The following is a 14554-nucleotide window of genomic DNA, read 5'->3' as shown; positions in this document are numbered from 1 at the left end:
GTCAAATCCACCAGGAGAGAATCAATCTCCAGCACCAGTCAGACCAGCCGCCCAGCGCGATGCCGTAGTGCTCAGAACTCCAGGCGCATCAACAGCTCCGCCAGATCCGGTTGCCAACCGAACGCTTTCAGCCTGACCCGGTTATTCAACACGATCACCCCCTCCTCCTGCAGATGCCCTTTCTGTCGTTCGGCCTGGGGTGAACCGGCCGGGAAGGCGATCCGGCCGTCGCTGCGCAGCACCCGGTACCAGGGGACACTCATGGTTTCAGGCACCTGGCCCAGGGCCCGCCCCACCAGTCGGGCACGCCCCGGCAGACCCGCCAGATCGGCAATCTGGCCATAGCTGGCCACCCGGCCCGCCGGTATGGCCAGTACAGTGCGCCAGATACGTTGATAGTTGTTCACCTGCCTACCTATTCCCGGCTCCATACAGATCCCCAGTTTAGCTATGACGACTCGCAACCGGATGCGAATTTAACTACTGCACCCGAGGGAGATTTATATTTCCAGATTGGCAGCAAATAGGATAGCGAAACCAATGGCCCTATGGGTCTCCATTTGTGCCCAAACGTCTCTCCTCCCCCAATTGACGGCCTTTTGTTGCAGCGCACAATCAAGAGCGATACACTCTCCAGCATCAATCAAACCGTTCGCTGGGAGCGACTATGATGCGTCGAGTGGTATTCAATCAGAAGGGAGGCGTTGGCAAGTCCACCATCACCTGTAACCTGGCCGCGATCAGCGCCGCCCGGGGCAAACGCACACTGGTGATCGACCTGGATCCCCAGGGCAATTCGACCCGTTACCTGCTCGGCACCAATCCCGCTGAACTGGATCACACCCTGGTGGATTTTTTCAAGGAGATTCTCTCCTACAGCTTCAAACCAAAAGGCCCGGATGCCTATATCCACGATACGCCTTTCGAGAATCTCCACCTGATGCCGGCACACCCGGAACTGGAAGACCAGCAGGGGAAGCTGGAGTCACGCTACAAGATGTTCAAGCTGCGCGATGCCCTGGAGACCCTGGAAGGTTTTGATGAAATCTACATCGACACCCCCCCGGCACTCAACTTCTACACCCGCTCCGCACTGATCGCGGCAAAAGCCTGCCTGATCCCGTTTGATTGTGACGACTTCTCCCGGCAAGCCCTCTACACCCTGCTCGGTAACGTGCGGGAGATCCAGGAAGACCACAATGATCAGCTGGTGATCGAAGGCATTATCGTCAACCAGTTCCAGTCCCGGGCCCGACTGCCCCAGGCACTGGTCAATGAGCTGGTTGAAGAGGGCCTGCCGATCCTCGACACCTACCTGTCACCCTCCATCCGCATCCGGGAGTCCCACCAGAATGCCCGGCCGATGATCCATTTCGACCCGAAACACAAGCTGACCCGGGAGTACGAGGCGTTATACGCCGCACTCGATTAACGGTTAGTGTCAGTCACCGGATGGGTCGGGCATGCGGGCGGACAGCTCCTGCAGAAACCGGCTGGAGAGATCCCGCGCCCCCCTTTGGCGTGCCTGGGCAACCTTCTCCCATGCAGCCCGGTAATCACCCTGCCGGTAAAGTGACCTGGCCCAGCGTTGCCAGACCGGTAGGTAAGTCCCATCCAACACCACGGCCGCCGAGAATCGGGCATTGGCCTGTTCAAACAGCGCCTGCCCCTGCCCCGTCTGAAGTGCTTCCGCTTCCGTACCCAACAGCGAATAAACCGTTCCCATATCGGTCAGCAGCGCCGGTTCCTGGTAGGGGTCATCGACCAGTTCCAACGCCCGCTCAAGATGTTCCGCCGCCTCTGAAAGCTCATCGCGGATCACCAGCACCTGGGCAAATCCCCAATAGACCTGGTAGTTCTGCTTATCCAGCAGCCAGGCCCGGTTCAGCCGGCGCATGGCACTGTCCGGATCACCCAGTCTCAGGATATCCAGCGCCTGACCGCTCCACTCCCGGCTGGCCCGTGCCAGATCTCCCCGGTAGCGGTAGTTTATCTGCCGGATAAAGGCATCATCCTGACTCTTCAGATAATCGCTGCGGACCAGCTCCGGCTGGCCATACATGGGCAGTGCCTCGATCGCCTCTTTTTCCGCCACCGTCATACAGCCGCTCAACAGCAGCGCGATCAGCAGGATGACTGGTATTCTGACTGAACTCATGGGGTGCCTGTTCAGCTGTTAACCCTGTTCCCGAAGGCGGGCGATGCGGTCCTCAATGCGGGGATGGGTCCTGAACAGGTCACTTAACCCTTTGCCGCCGGCGATCCCGAAGGCGGCCAGTTGGTCCGGTAAACCTTCCGTCTGCTGCACACCACCCAGTTTGGCCAGGGCATTGATCATACTGGTGCGACCGGCCAGTTTGGCACCCCCCGCATCGGCCCGGTACTCCCGCTGACGGGAGAACCACATGACGATAATACTGGCCAGGATACCCAACACCAGTTCAGCCACGATGGTGGTGATCCAGAAAGCCGGGCCATGTCCCCGCTCGGTCTTGAATACCACCCGATCCACCAGGTGCCCCACCACCCGGGAGAGCACAATAACGAAGGTGTTTACCACGCCCTGGATCAAGGCCAGGGTCACCATGTCGCCATTCGCCACGTGACTGATCTCGTGGCCCAGCACCGCCTCCACCTCGGCCCGATCCATCTGTTGCAGCAGTCCGCTGCTCACCGCCACCAGGGAGTCATTGCGATTCCAGCCGGTGGCAAAGGCATTCATCTCTGCCCCTTCGTAGATCGCCACTTCCGGCATGCCGATCCCGGCCTGCTCGGCCTGTCGCTGGACCGTATTGATCAGCCACTGCTCCACTGCGGTTGCAGGCGTTTCGATCACCCGCAGTCCCATCATCCGCTTGGCGGTCCATTTGGAGATAAAGAGGGAAATCAGCGAACCACCAAAGCCCAGTACCGCAGCAAAGATAATCAGGGAGTTCATGTCCAGCCCCACCCCCTGCTCATCGAGAATGCGTTCCACGCCCAGCAGGCGCAGAGTAACAGAGAGCACCGCAAGGACTGCCAGGTTGGTGGCCAGAAACAGGACTATTCGCTTCATCAGGTCAGGACTCCGTAAATTAACAACACCCGGGAGATAGGGATAATCACAAATATTTTCAAGAATGTAGCAGGGTCTCAGCCCCCCGGGCAATGTGCCCGTAGCTTACTCTCTTATCCGGGATATGAATCATCTTATCCGGCACAAAAAAAGCCCCGCTATGCGGGGCTTTTGGACTACGGGTTGTTGAGTTGGTTCAGCTGGCTTTGCGGCGCCGAGTAGCGCTGAAGCCCAACAGACCGGCGCCCATCAGCAACAGGGTTGCCGGTGCAGGTACGGACGTATCGCCACCACTGGTTTCAACCACCAGTTTGGTTTTGATACCGTTGGAGAAATCATCAAAATCGGTCGCGTGAAGCGCAAAACCATCACTGGTAATCACATTAGCGATGTAGAAATCATTGATACCCTGACTACCAATGGTGATACCGTTGATGGTGATACCTGCCGCTTCTGCCGCATCCCGGGCGGCCTGAGTAAAGAATGCAGTGGAGGTGCCGTCACCGGAGACATCCATAATCAGGTTGGTGCTTTCAAAGCCGTTATCAGCAGTCAGCAGAGCTGTCGCAGCATTAACACCATCAAAGATGTCGGTTCCACCACCCCCGGGACGAGCGAAGTTATCCAGGGTATCGGCAAAAGTATTAATCGCTGCCGCTGAGTCCAGCAGGGTAAAAGTATCCAATGCGGTTGTGTAGAAATTTGAAGCAAAGAAGACCACATTCACCGCGATCTGCCCCAGATCGCCATTGGCGGTACTGAGGATATTGTTCTGGATGGTGGCATCGCGGAAGGCGTTAGCATACCCGTCCATCATCAGATTGTATTCACTCGTGCTGACACTACCGGATACATCGATCACCAGGGACAGTTCCAAATCCACTGGAACCGCCGACACCTGGGTTGCCCCAAACAGAAGGGGCAAAGCCGCCAGCGCACCCCACAGTTTTTTCAGTTTTTTCATCTCGTAACTCCCTTGCTCTAACCTGAGCATTAAAATTGGTCAGCGTGTTTTCGTAATCGACATAAAGCACTAGTCGTGCCAACCCCACACATACCCTTATTAATCAATAAGTTAAAAAGCTCACTCAGTCATTAAAATCACCCACTGTAAAAAATACTGACGATTTTTACCCGATATGGATTCCTAGGCTATCAGCGTGCAGCGTTTTTATTCATTCCGGCGAGTTCAATGCAGGAACAACAGTCATTGGATAAGTTGGACCCAGGAGTGCGCATCTATCAGGAATGCTTTCACCGAACGGGGGCAAACCCGGTGGTTGAAACCAGCCGTTACCGGATCAGATCAATCTATCAGTGATCCGAAAGACCAACAGTTGAACTGGGAACAGCAAAGGAGTCTATATCACCGGTCAGGGAAGTTCGTCCCGGGTATAGCGAAACAGGGCAGCGATCTCCGCATCGCTGAAGGGATTTTCATAACCGGTATAGGCATCACCCCGCAGCCCTCCCAGCAGACGGGCCAGCCATTCACTATCCGGCATGGAGCGGGCGAAACTGCCGAAGTTGCCTATCACAACGGACGACTCGGGGGCCGATGTTATGTGACAACCAAGACACAACTGCTGGTAAACCGTTTTAATCTCTGACTCGGCGGAGACGCCCAGCGGCTGCTGAAAATCGACGGGAAAGGGGATGGGAAACTGTTGACTCAATTCACGGGCCGCCGTCAGCAGCGCGACAGAGCCCGGTCTCTGCTGCTGCAGACCACCCAGCCGCTCCAACAGGCTGTTATCCGTCAGCCCGGACTCTTCCAGAAACTGTCTCGCCAATAACGGTAATACATTCAAGGCGCTGGTGATGCGTCCCTCGATCCAGCGGCGTTTTTCGACAGACAGGCTCTCTTCCTGCAACAGGCGACTGTCACCCGCGAGCAGGGCCAGTTCCACCGTGAAGCGGCGCTGCTGTTCGCCAGCTGAAATAACGGTGGCCGGAATCAACAGGGCGATTCCGGCCACCAATCCGATTAAAAACCGGCTCATCAGAGCTTGACTTGCTCACTCATCGGCAGTGCGCTATCCACTGTCCACTCTACCATGGAGCCATCATAGAGACGGGATTGCTTGTTACCCAGCAGTTCGCTGCCGACAAACCAGCCCAGGGATGCCCAGTGACCGGTATTGCAGAAGTTGATCGTATCACCCTCAGGGGAGACATCTGCAACCTGGTAGAGCTTTTTCAACGACGCCGTATCGCGGAATTTACCCCCGCCATTTACGGTCAGCCAGCTCTCCGGCAGATTTTTGGACTGCGGTATGGTGCCATTACGGGTCGCCTTGGGATGCCTGTTGATACCCAGGTATTGATGGTTCGGCCGGTTATCAATCAGGGTCACGCCGCTGTCGATGGCTGCCTTAACATCCTCTTTGGTCGCCAGCACCGATTCGTTCAGGGTCGCCTTGAAAGTTTTTGGTTCAGCCTTTTTGTTGCCCTTCTCCAGCGGGTTTTTCTTGTCTGCGGTGTAAGCGGCAAAACCACCATCGAGAATAGAGACATTATCATGACCCAGCACCTTGAAAGTCCAGTAGACCCGGGTGGCGCTGCCAAGATCCAGGGCGTTTTTACCGGCGTGATAAATCACCACATGGGTCTGATTATCCACACCCAGGCCACCGATCAGTTTTTCCAGCTTATCCACCGGGGGTAGCAGGCCGGGCACTTTATTGACCGTAATGCGCCAACCATCCTTGGCGTAGTCGGTGTGAATCGCACAGGGAATATGTCCCCGCATGTAGGTTGTTTTGGATCCGCCATCCAGCTTGTTGCGTATATCCAGCACCCGTACATCCGGATTACAGCTATTTTCTTTTACCCAGTTCGCATCAACCAGTGGCGTTGCGCCCCAGGCTATCGAACAGAAACCCAGTAACGCCAATCCACTGCCGATCTTGTTGATTATTTTCATATCCATCCTCCTGTTGTTTTTAGAGCACGATCAGACGTTCAGCATCCAGAATCTCATCAAGGATCTGATCCCAGTCACTGTCCGAGAGATCGTCACGTGTTGCATCATACTGATACAGGTTGCAACGCGATAATAGGTGGTCGATCCCCTCTTCGACGGTTTCACTGTCGGGGAACAGACCGGTTTTTAATACGGCTATATTCATTGTTATACGGGTCCCTTAAAGATTGATCACACTGTCCGCCTGGAGCAGAGCCAGCGACAGAGCGGCACTATCCATATAGGGCAGTTCTTCGCCACGAACCGTGGTCTCCGGCTCGATATCACACAGCTCCAGCGTCTCCGCCTGCTCCATGTTTTCAGGCGTCTCTTCCACCGGACCGGTCATGAAGATCAGACGAACCCCGTGGCCGGCGATGGTCAGGCCGGCCGCCACACGCATCGCTTCCGCGTGATCCCGCCGCGCCAGTACAACCAGATTTTTATTTGCCATAGCTCCTCCCCTACAGACTCACAATCCGATCGGCTTCACCGACCATGATGCTGTTCTGGGTCTGGCTGCCCAGCTCTACCGGGCAGGGCTTATCCCCCATGAAACGGGCCCAGGAGTGCTCGCAGACCACCACCCGTTGCGCGCAACAGGACAGATCCTCCATCCCGGGTTCGGCCAGAATACTTACCCCGTCGTTGGTAAAGAAACAGCTCCATCGGGTGCCCTTGCGCTTACAGGCCGCCGCCAGCGACTTCAGCAAGCGCCCGGCACCCGGCGTGGATACAATAAACAGCAGATTCACACATACCTCCCTTAGCCCGAAGGCGTTTCTATAGACTACTGACGTTCCGGTGATCAGGAATCGATCAGCGTCTTGTTATCGTTATAAGTTTCCGCATCGACCGGCAGAGTGGCGTCCGCCGACCAGGCACGCCAGCCTTCGATCAACACCTGTACAGGTCCACTCCACTGCCCCTGTAAGCGGGCGAAGGCGGCGATCGACTCAAACGGCCCATGGCCATAGATCACTGTACTTACACCGGCCTGTGTCGGCCGGAGTGACAGCACATCCAGAGAGGCGACAAACTCCGCCCCCGGGATGTGACCGCCCCGCCAGCCGCGTATCTGTTCGCCCCAGTACTCGGCCTGGCTGCGTACATCCAGCAGACGCAGGACTTCCTGTTGCACCAGACGTCGCTGCAGTTCACGACGCAGCACGATCAGGTGATCCCGTGGGCGCGCCACGTAGTGTTGCTCACGGCTCATGCTGCGGGTCCGACCCATGTCAAGTGGCACGGTTGTACCGGACATCACCCGACTCAAGGGTGGTTGCAGCACCAGCACCTGCTTCTGCCCGGCCAGATAGAGCAGACCGGCAATAAAGTCTCTAGCGGCTCCCGTTTGGCCCGCCACGACCACGGTCTCATCACCTTTCAGCCCCAGGGTGCCGAGTAACCAGACAATGTCCCGCAGGCTTGGCAGACGACCGCTGTGGCCGAGCAGATCGCTGGCGGCCAGGCAGCGCCCCCCCTTGATCGTGCGTTTTTCACACTGACTGTGGGGCCGGGTGTCCAGCATCCGCCAGCTGTCGTCCCCGGGCAACCGGTCGATAAACCGTAACCCGGTTTCGGCCGCCTGCAGCGATAACGCCACCAGGCCCAGGCAACAGAGCGTGGCGAACCGGATCACCACCTAGCAGCCACCAAAATGGCGCTGCACCGGCGCCGCTGTCGCGGACTTTACCGGCGGATTTTCCAGATAGTAATCCACCAGTTCGAATACCGGTATCTCACCATAATCGGGCCCCAGATCCACATCCTCGAAAGCCTCCACCGGCTGTGGCTCACTGGCGGCAAGGCGCTTCTCGTCCGGCACCGAGGCACTACCGAAAAGCAGTGCACTGATACCCAGAGTAACCAGCAGGCTGAGCAGGTTGAAAATCACTATTTCACGGCGCATCTTGCACTCTCCTCAGGTTGAATCGCTGGTCATGCTGATATAAAGCACGGCCATCGCCAGTACGAACATGCCCAGTTGAATCCAGGTTTGCAGACTCAGCTCCATATCACTCTCCCTTAAAGTGGCGAATCAGCTCGCCCATACTCAATGGCTCGCCCCCTTCCGGGTTGATCACCTTGGGGGTGTAGAACGGCACCCCGTCACGATCGGAATGGAGATAGTCCGGCTGGGCCGAGATGATATAGCCGAGTGAAGCGACCGAGACACCCGTCACCGCCAGGGAGAGTGTCAGCATCAGGATATAACCTTTGCTCATAAGCCCACCCTACTGTCGACGGACGATGACACGCCAGTAACGGTCGTCTTTGACCGTGCCCAGGTGTGTACTGCCCAGTTCCGGCATCATGGGCGGGATCGCTTCCATCGAAGTGGGATTGTCAATCCGCACCTCGATTACATCGCCCGACGCCGCGTTGGAGAGCGCCTTCTTGGTCATCAACTGGGGACGGGGGCAGGAGTCGCCGATACAGTCCACGATCTGATTGACCGGATAGGTGCTGCCATCTTCCAGCGTCACTTCGCCGGTGGGACCTGCGGCTTCTGCCGGTTGTTTTTTCTTGCGTCCGAAAAGTGCCATGTTTTCTCCTCCTCTGGAGTGCAATTCAGGATTTGCTTTCTAATGGTGATTGGGTTGTTACCGCCGGCTGGCTGGCCGGGGCACGCTGTGCGGCAATACTCCGCTCCTTGCGCAGGATCGCCTGGTAGATGGCGTAGAGCACCGCGGTCTGGATCAGACCGAAGAAGAGTGCCGGAATACCGGTCTCCTCCTGCAGGGTGGCCGCATTGGCAAAACCGAACTGCAGCCCGGCCAGGTTGGGTTCACCGGACATGGTGGCTGAGGCCGGCGGCCAGTAGGTGAAAGACCAGACCAGCGAGAACAGGAACATACCGATAAAGGTGAACAGCAGCGCCCAGATGGCCCCCACATTACCTTCACCCGCCTTGACCCAGGTGGAGACGGTACAGGCTCCGGCCAGCACCATACCAATACCGAACAGGAACAGCCCGATGATCTGGTTGATACCCACATCAAACTGTAACGGATAGCCGTCACCGAAGGTCATGAAGGTGGTGAATCCCACCGTCAGGATCATCATGGTGACCAGCAGCGCCTTGGTATTGCGATAGGTCTTGAACAGCATGGCATCACGCAGTGCGGCCGTGTTGCAGAAACGGGAACGCTGTACCAGGAAACCCACCGCCGAGCCGAAGATAAAGGCGGCAAGACATTGACCGACAACCGACATATCAACCCTCCAGAACTTTCTTATAGATGAGTGAACCGACCCAGGCACCGGCAATGATGCCGGTAATCGACAGATAACCACCCAGGTTCATTTGCGGGGTCAATCCAAAAAAGGTGCTCACATTGCAGACAAAAGCGAGTCGGATACCGATACCCATCAACAGACCGCCGATGGTAATCATGACCCACTCGGAAAGATGTTTGGGCACGCGCCAGTAGAACTCCTTGCTGAGCAGCGCACCCACCAGGGCCCCGAACAGCATGCCGAGGCTGATGTAGATTTTCCAGTAACCGGCGTCGGGCTGGAATACCAGATCCCAGAACGGGATGCGGGCCAGCTCCTCGCCCAGGAAAAACTCGGCGATGAGCCCGGTCATCATGGTCTCACCACCACCCACGGTCCAGGCACCGACCGTGAGAAACAGGAAGATATTCAGAACCGAGATGATCGCCAGGGAGATCACCGGGTCATACGTCTTTTTAAAAAAATCCATGCACCCTCCAAATGCCAATTTATTGTTGTAGCTGGAGAAGTGCAAACCGGATGCCAACCGGTAAATAAAAATTTTTCTTTTTATTTACAATAAGTTAAACAGTTCATGAAATACTGATTCTGATCTGTTTTGAACAGGGGCTGTAGCAAAATGAATCACCCCATCTGACTCATTTTGCGTCTCAGGGTGGAACGGCTGATCCCCAATACACGGGCTGCCGCCACCTGGTTGTGGTTGTTCGCTTCCAGCACCGCCCGGATATGACGCGCCTCCAGTTCGGCGATGGTGAGGGTGGTCTCGTCGCGCACTTCACTGGCCGCACCCTTACCGGGCGTGGAGATGATAATTTGGTGAGCATCCAGCACCGGCCCGGGAAAGAGGGCAAAACTGCGCTCGATAACATTCTCCAGCTGGCGCACATTGCCGGGCCAGTCATACTGCTGCAACTTCTCCTGGGCCGCCGTGGAGAGACCCAGGTCATCCCGCCCCAGGCGCTCATGCAGCTGGTGGATGAAATGCCAGGCCAGCGGCAGGATGTCATCGCGCCGCTCCCGCAGGGGCGGCAGGTGAATCGGCAACACGTTGAGACGAAACAGCAGGTCGCTCCGAAACTCCCCCCTGTCGGCCATCTCCTCCAGATCCCGGTTGGTCGCCGCCACCACCCGGACATCCACATTGACAATGTTGTTGCCACCCACCGGCCGCACCTCACCCTCCTGCAGGGCCCGCAGCAGCTTGGCCTGCAGACGGGGGCTCACATCCCCCACTTCGTCCAGAAACAGGGTGCCGCCGTCGGCCTGCTGGAACAGCCCCTCCCGGCTGCCGCCGGCACCGGTAAAAGCGCCCTGCACATGCCCGAACAGCTCGGAATCGAGCAGATCTTCAGGCAGGGTACAGCAGTTGATCGGCACGAAGGGCTTGTCCGCCCGGGCACTGCTGCTGTGCAAGGCCTGGGCGATCACCTCCTTGCCGGTACCGGTCTCACCGGTAATCAGCACCGGGATGTCCCGATCCTGAATACGCGCCACCACGTCCAGCACCTGCTGCATGGCGGCGCTGGCGGCCACGATGGAACGCATCTGCTCGCGGCCATCCAGCACCATGCGCAACCGTTTCACCTCTTCCCGCAGGGCGCGGCGCTCCAACACCTTGCGGACCCGCAGCATCAACTCATCCGGGTTGATCGGTTTGGTCAGGTAGTCATAGGCGCCCAGGCGCATCGCCTCCACCGCGCTCTCAATCGTGCCGAACGCCGTCATGACAATGCTTTCCGTGGCCAGACCGCGATCCTGTAACTTTGCCAACAGATCGATACCGCTCTCCATCCCCAGGCGCAGATCGGTGATTACCAGGTCGATCGATTGGGTCTCGAAATAGCCCAACGCCTCATCGATACCGGCCGCCTCAAAAGGGACAAAGCCCTCCCCTTTTAACAGCAGGCTGACGGTCTTACGGATGGAAAACTCATCATCCACAATCAGTACATTACTCATCGCTCGTTACTTCCAGGTCAAACGCCATTTCAGTGCCGTACCCCTCCAGGCTGGTGATGCTGAGTGCCGTCCCGTGCTGCGCCAGGATGCGTTGCACCACCGGCAGACCCAGGCCGGTTCCATCCTTTCGGCTGGTAAAAAAGGGCTTGGTCACTTCCGACACCATATCCTCCGGAATTCCCCGGCCGCTATCCACGATACTGACGTTGAGGTGATCCTGTTCCCGTTGCAGACGGATAATCAGCTTCCCCTCCCCGTTGATTGCCTGGATAGCATTCATGATCAGATTGAGCAGCACCTGGCGCATCAGGTCGGAATCGAAGCGGCAGTGGTTATCCGCCTCGTAGCGGCACTCGAATTGGACCCCCTCCCCGTAGCGCGGATCCTGGCCGATCAAACCGATGGTCTGCTCCACCAGGGTTTTCAGGTCGCCCGATTCCAGCTTTGGCATCGGCAGGCGGGAGAACATCAGGAAGTCGTCCAGGATGCGTTGCAGACGACTGGACTCGGTATTGACAATATCCACCACCGCCGCCCGATCCCCGGCGGGCAGCTGGCTGTCTTCCAGCAGTTTCACCGAGTTGATCAACGCCACCATCGGGTTGCGTATTTCGTGGGCGATGGAGGCCGCCATCTCACCAACACAGGCCAGGCGTTCCGCCTCGGTGCGCTTGCGATGTTCCTGTTCCATCTGCCGGGAACTGCGTTGCAGGGAGGCCGCCATCAGGTTGAACGCCCGCGCCAGGGTGCCGGTCTCATCCTGGCCAGGCACATTGACCCGGACGTTCAGATCCCCAGCACCGATCTTTTTCGCTGCCTGGGTCAGGTCACGCAGATTCCGGGTCACAGCCAGGGAGAGTAACCAGGCCGCCACACTGCCGATCACCAGTGCCAGCAAAATATACTGAATACCCCGATTGCGGGTATCCACCAGGGCGTTGTCCAGATTGATGGTGGACAGCCCCAACAAAACAAAACCGACCCGATCCTTTCCGATCAGGACATCCTCCCGCAGATCCAGCACCCGGTCATCGGCGGCCAGGGGGAACCGGTCATTCCGTTCAATCATCGGCCCCACCATCCGACCCACCCGTCCCTCCCGGGTACTGGCCAGGACGAAGCCGCGCATATCCACCACCTCACCGTAGGCAACGTCCTCCCGCACCCCGACCCGGCGGGTCACCTCCGCCAGCGAGGCCAGATCCTCCGCCAGCAGGGCGTTGGTGGAAGCCACCACCATCATACTGGCCAGGGAGCGCCCCTGATTGACCATCTCCAGGCGCAGTTCATGGGACTGACGCTCCACCGCCTCCCAGGTGAACAGCCCCATCAACACCACATGCACCAGTGCCACGGAGATAATCAGACGCACACGCAGGGTATAAAACGGTCGCGGAATCCAGCGGCGCTGCCGACGTCGAACCGATGCAGCGGAAAACAGGGGGGCATCCATTACCGGCTCACCTCACGGTACTCCTCATCCCGCGCGGCCTCGAAGCCCCGCTTGAACCCCAGACGCCGCACAATTGCCTGGCCCTGCTCACTGCCGGCCAGCCCGGTCAGCGCCCGGGAGAGTCGTTCAATCTGATCGGCGGGCAGGTCATCCCGCACGGCGATAGGCATCTGCGGCTGGGGTGGTGTCTCGGCAATAATCCGCAGGTCATCCCGGACCGCCCGGGGCATGGAGCGCAGAGACGGACGCCAGGTCCCGGTCACATCCACCAGACCGTTATGCAGCGCCAGGATAGCCGAGTCCTGGGAACCGAAATACTGCACCTGCAGTTGCCGATCCACGTCGATCCCGATCGAACGCAGATACTCCCGCACCATCACTGTCGCCGCATAGGCTCCCGGATCCGGGAAACCGATCCGCAGTCCCGCCGGCAGTGACTCAGCCGACAGAGACTGGATCGGCCCATCCCGGCGCACCACCAGAATACCGGTAAAGGGCTCGGAAGCTACCTTGGCAATCACCCGGTAACCGTATTGGCGGGCGCGGCTGTAGAGCATGGGGTTGAGATAGATGATGTCATATTCCCGCCGGGACACCTTCTCCATGAAGGTATTGAAGCTGCCGCTGGTGACGAACTGAACCGGATGGTCCAGCTGTTGCTCCAGGTAACCGGTCAGGGGCAGAAACATACCCGCCAGTTTGGTCGGACTCTGCAGCGGCAGGACACCAAAACGGAGGTGCCCCGGTTCCGGGGTGGCAGCCGGGAGCGCACCGGGTAACAACAGGCTCAGTAACAGCGCCAGCCAGCCGTATTTCTCCCTCAAAATCCACCTCCTGCCGGATTAATTCAATGCGTGGAGTCGATGCACCCTGTGTCCGGAGCCAGCTGTCCCGTAGCAAACCGATGACGTTGCCGGGGACCCGGGCGGTAAATTCTTGTTTTGAGTTTAAGTGCGGGCCAGTCTGTTTGATTTTAGTTGGTAGACAATGACCCGTCAGGGGAGCACTCCTTAACGTACAACCATATCAGACATTTGCCTGATGACTCCAGCCTGTCGCAGTGGGATAGACGGAAACCTCACCCGGCTGCATACCGTTGATGGGCACTCGGTTACGGCAAATGGGTTATTTTCAGCGACGTTTCAGGGCAATTGACGTTCCGGCCTGCTTGCCACCACAACGCACTCCTTGCGGCCGATCCGATCCGCCTGAATTTCCTGTCTCGCCTGCCGGATAATCAGGGTGGATGAGTGCAGAAACAGTCCCGCCATCGCCGCTGCCACCAGCAGATCCGGCCAACGGGTCTGGGTGTAGTAAACCACCACCGCAGCCAGCATGACCGCCAGGTTGCTGATCGCGTCGTTACGGCTGCAGAGCCAGACCGACCGCACATTGGCATCACCGTTCCGGTAGCGGAGCAGCAACAGTACACTGGTGGCATTGGCCGCGAAGGCCATCAGCGCCACCGAGCCCATGATGGCTTCGTTGGGAATGCCGAGAATGAAAACCCGGTACAGCGTGGCGCCCAATACCCACAAGCCCATGAGCGCCAGGGTCACCCCTTTGAACAGGGCCGCCGAGGCCCGCCAGCGAATCGAGTGACCGATGGCCATGAGGGTAATGCCATAGGTCAGGCTGTCACCGAGAAAATCCAGCGCATCGGCCCGTAACGCCATGGAACCGGACGCCAGACTGGCACCCACCTCCACCACGAACATCACTGCATTGATGGCAATAACGATCCACAGAATCCGTTTATACGCCACCGACAAACCATCAAATTCCAGATTGTTACCACAATTACAACCCGCCATTCCGCTTCTCCCGGGTATCAATTTCATGAACCATGTCCTAACCTTACTACCTACAGCGACTG

The 14554-nt window shown here is 57.9% G+C and carries 20 protein-coding genes; 1 reads left to right on the top strand and 19 read right to left on the bottom strand.

Going from position 1 to position 14554, the window contains the following annotated elements; genetic code table 11:
* Window positions 1–71 precede the first annotated feature (71 nt).
* The gene (locus tag AAY24_RS00535; RefSeq protein WP_335337198.1) at window positions 72–407 is read right to left on the bottom strand and encodes an MGMT family protein; all 336 of its coding nucleotides are present in this window, start codon (window positions 405–407) and stop codon (window positions 72–74) included.
* A 260-nt stretch (window positions 408–667) separates the two neighbouring features.
* Here AAY24_RS00535 and AAY24_RS00530 point away from each other — a divergent pair, with 260 nt between their 5' ends.
* Complete coding sequence (locus AAY24_RS00530) at window positions 668–1432, top strand: ParA family protein (RefSeq protein WP_470406626.1); 765 nt, start codon at window positions 668–670, stop codon at window positions 1430–1432.
* A 9-nt stretch (window positions 1433–1441) separates the two neighbouring features.
* Here the strand turns inward: AAY24_RS00530 and AAY24_RS00525 are convergent, their stop codons facing one another.
* The 18 genes from AAY24_RS00525 to AAY24_RS00440 form a co-directional block, all read right to left on the bottom strand.
* A complete protein-coding gene (locus AAY24_RS00525) occupies window positions 1442–2158 on the bottom strand; it encodes a tetratricopeptide repeat protein (protein WP_046858017.1) in 717 nt (238 codons plus the stop codon).
* Between the two features lie 18 nt (window positions 2159–2176).
* On the bottom strand, window positions 2177–3055 hold the full coding sequence (gene htpX, locus AAY24_RS00520; RefSeq protein WP_335337197.1) for a protease HtpX: 879 nt from the start codon (window positions 3053–3055) through the stop codon (window positions 2177–2179).
* A 196-nt stretch (window positions 3056–3251) separates the two neighbouring features.
* The gene (locus AAY24_RS00515) at window positions 3252–4019 is read right to left on the bottom strand and encodes a DUF1194 domain-containing protein (RefSeq protein WP_052760967.1); all 768 of its coding nucleotides are present in this window, start codon (window positions 4017–4019) and stop codon (window positions 3252–3254) included.
* Between the two features lie 409 nt (window positions 4020–4428).
* Entirely contained in the window at window positions 4429–5058 is a 630-nt protein-coding gene (locus tag AAY24_RS00510) for a c-type cytochrome (protein ID WP_046858015.1), read from the bottom strand.
* Entirely contained in the window at window positions 5058–5981 is a 924-nt protein-coding gene (locus AAY24_RS00505; RefSeq protein WP_052760966.1) for a sulfurtransferase, read from the bottom strand. Before AAY24_RS00505 ends, AAY24_RS00510 begins: the two co-directional genes overlap by 1 nt.
* 19 nt (window positions 5982–6000) lie before the next feature.
* Window positions 6001–6186 (bottom strand): hypothetical protein, encoded by a 186-nt coding sequence (locus tag AAY24_RS00500; protein WP_046858013.1) that lies wholly within the window; start codon window positions 6184–6186, stop codon window positions 6001–6003.
* A 15-nt stretch (window positions 6187–6201) separates the two neighbouring features.
* Complete coding sequence (locus AAY24_RS00495; protein ID WP_046858012.1) at window positions 6202–6474, bottom strand: hypothetical protein; 273 nt, start codon at window positions 6472–6474, stop codon at window positions 6202–6204.
* A 10-nt stretch (window positions 6475–6484) separates the two neighbouring features.
* Window positions 6485–6775 (bottom strand): hypothetical protein, encoded by a 291-nt coding sequence (locus AAY24_RS00490; RefSeq protein ID WP_046858011.1) that lies wholly within the window; start codon window positions 6773–6775, stop codon window positions 6485–6487.
* 53 nt (window positions 6776–6828) lie between these two features.
* A complete protein-coding gene (locus tag AAY24_RS00485; RefSeq protein WP_046858010.1) occupies window positions 6829–7665 on the bottom strand; it encodes a rhodanese-like domain-containing protein in 837 nt (278 codons plus the stop codon).
* Window positions 7666–7932: a hypothetical protein gene (locus AAY24_RS00480; protein WP_046858009.1), complete on the bottom strand. Its 267-nt coding sequence runs from the start codon at window positions 7930–7932 to the stop codon at window positions 7666–7668.
* A gap of 106 nt (window positions 7933–8038) precedes the next feature.
* Complete coding sequence (locus AAY24_RS00475) at window positions 8039–8248, bottom strand: hypothetical protein (RefSeq protein WP_046858008.1); 210 nt, start codon at window positions 8246–8248, stop codon at window positions 8039–8041.
* Between the two features lie 9 nt (window positions 8249–8257).
* A complete protein-coding gene (locus AAY24_RS00470; RefSeq protein ID WP_052760965.1) occupies window positions 8258–8569 on the bottom strand; it encodes a sulfurtransferase TusA family protein in 312 nt (103 codons plus the stop codon).
* A gap of 25 nt (window positions 8570–8594) precedes the next feature.
* Entirely contained in the window at window positions 8595–9239 is a 645-nt protein-coding gene (locus AAY24_RS18325) for a YeeE/YedE thiosulfate transporter family protein (protein ID WP_052760963.1), read from the bottom strand.
* 1 nt (window position 9240) lies between these two features.
* Window positions 9241–9732, bottom strand: coding sequence for a YeeE/YedE thiosulfate transporter family protein (locus AAY24_RS00460; RefSeq protein WP_046858007.1), 492 nt, complete (start codon window positions 9730–9732; stop codon window positions 9241–9243).
* A 155-nt stretch (window positions 9733–9887) separates the two neighbouring features.
* The gene (locus AAY24_RS00455; RefSeq protein WP_046858006.1) at window positions 9888–11225 is read right to left on the bottom strand and encodes a sigma-54-dependent transcriptional regulator; all 1338 of its coding nucleotides are present in this window, start codon (window positions 11223–11225) and stop codon (window positions 9888–9890) included.
* A complete protein-coding gene (locus AAY24_RS00450; protein WP_046858005.1) occupies window positions 11218–12678 on the bottom strand; it encodes a sensor histidine kinase in 1461 nt (486 codons plus the stop codon). Before AAY24_RS00450 ends, AAY24_RS00455 begins: the two co-directional genes overlap by 8 nt.
* Window positions 12678–13502 (bottom strand): phosphate/phosphite/phosphonate ABC transporter substrate-binding protein, encoded by an 825-nt coding sequence (locus tag AAY24_RS00445; protein WP_046858004.1) that lies wholly within the window; start codon window positions 13500–13502, stop codon window positions 12678–12680. The genes AAY24_RS00450 and AAY24_RS00445 overlap by 1 nt, the downstream gene beginning before the upstream one ends.
* A 318-nt stretch (window positions 13503–13820) precedes the next feature.
* A complete protein-coding gene (locus AAY24_RS00440; protein WP_046858003.1) occupies window positions 13821–14492 on the bottom strand; it encodes a cation efflux transmembrane domain-containing protein in 672 nt (223 codons plus the stop codon).
* Window positions 14493–14554: the final 62 nt, after the last annotated feature.

The organism is Sedimenticola thiotaurini, from assembly GCF_001007875.1.
In the GTDB taxonomy this organism is placed as follows: Bacteria; Pseudomonadota; Gammaproteobacteria; order Chromatiales; family Chromatiaceae; genus Sedimenticola; species Sedimenticola thiotaurini.
This window is presented reverse-complemented; position numbering and strand designations above follow the sequence as displayed.

Bases quoted from the DNA above. Each gene is read 5' to 3' on its own strand.
- AAY24_RS00515 (WP_052760967.1), bottom strand. From the start codon at position 4,019: ATGAAAAAACTGAAAAAACTGTGGGGTGCGCTGGCGGCTTTGCCCCTT.
- AAY24_RS00475 (WP_046858008.1), bottom strand. From the start codon at position 8,248: ATGAGCAAAGGTTATATCCTGATGCTGACACTCTCCCTGGCGGTGACG.
- AAY24_RS00505 (WP_052760966.1), bottom strand. From the start codon at position 5,981: ATGAAAATAATCAACAAGATCGGCAGTGGATTGGCGTTACTGGGTTTC.
- AAY24_RS00500 (WP_046858013.1), bottom strand. From the start codon at position 6,186: ATGAATATAGCCGTATTAAAAACCGGTCTGTTCCCCGACAGTGAAACC.
- AAY24_RS00450 (WP_046858005.1), bottom strand. From the start codon at position 12,678: ATGGATGCCCCCCTGTTTTCCGCTGCATCGGTTCGACGTCGGCAGCGC.
- AAY24_RS00440 (WP_046858003.1), bottom strand. From the start codon at position 14,492: ATGGCGGGTTGTAATTGTGGTAACAATCTGGAATTTGATGGTTTGTCG.
- AAY24_RS00510 (WP_046858015.1), bottom strand. From the start codon at position 5,058: ATGAGCCGGTTTTTAATCGGATTGGTGGCCGGAATCGCCCTGTTGATT.
- AAY24_RS00470 (WP_052760965.1), bottom strand. From the start codon at position 8,569: ATGGCACTTTTCGGACGCAAGAAAAAACAACCGGCAGAAGCCGCAGGT.
- htpX (WP_335337197.1), bottom strand. From the start codon at position 3,055: ATGAAGCGAATAGTCCTGTTTCTGGCCACCAACCTGGCAGTCCTTGCG.
- AAY24_RS00495 (WP_046858012.1), bottom strand. From the start codon at position 6,474: ATGGCAAATAAAAATCTGGTTGTACTGGCGCGGCGGGATCACGCGGAA.
- AAY24_RS00480 (WP_046858009.1), bottom strand. From the start codon at position 7,932: ATGCGCCGTGAAATAGTGATTTTCAACCTGCTCAGCCTGCTGGTTACT.
- AAY24_RS18325 (WP_052760963.1), bottom strand. From the start codon at position 9,239: ATGTCGGTTGTCGGTCAATGTCTTGCCGCCTTTATCTTCGGCTCGGCG.
- AAY24_RS00455 (WP_046858006.1), bottom strand. From the start codon at position 11,225: ATGAGTAATGTACTGATTGTGGATGATGAGTTTTCCATCCGTAAGACC.
- AAY24_RS00525 (WP_046858017.1), bottom strand. From the start codon at position 2,158: ATGAGTTCAGTCAGAATACCAGTCATCCTGCTGATCGCGCTGCTGTTG.
- AAY24_RS00530 (WP_470406626.1), top strand. From the start codon at position 668: ATGATGCGTCGAGTGGTATTCAATCAGAAGGGAGGCGTTGGCAAGTCC.
- AAY24_RS00460 (WP_046858007.1), bottom strand. From the start codon at position 9,732: ATGGATTTTTTTAAAAAGACGTATGACCCGGTGATCTCCCTGGCGATC.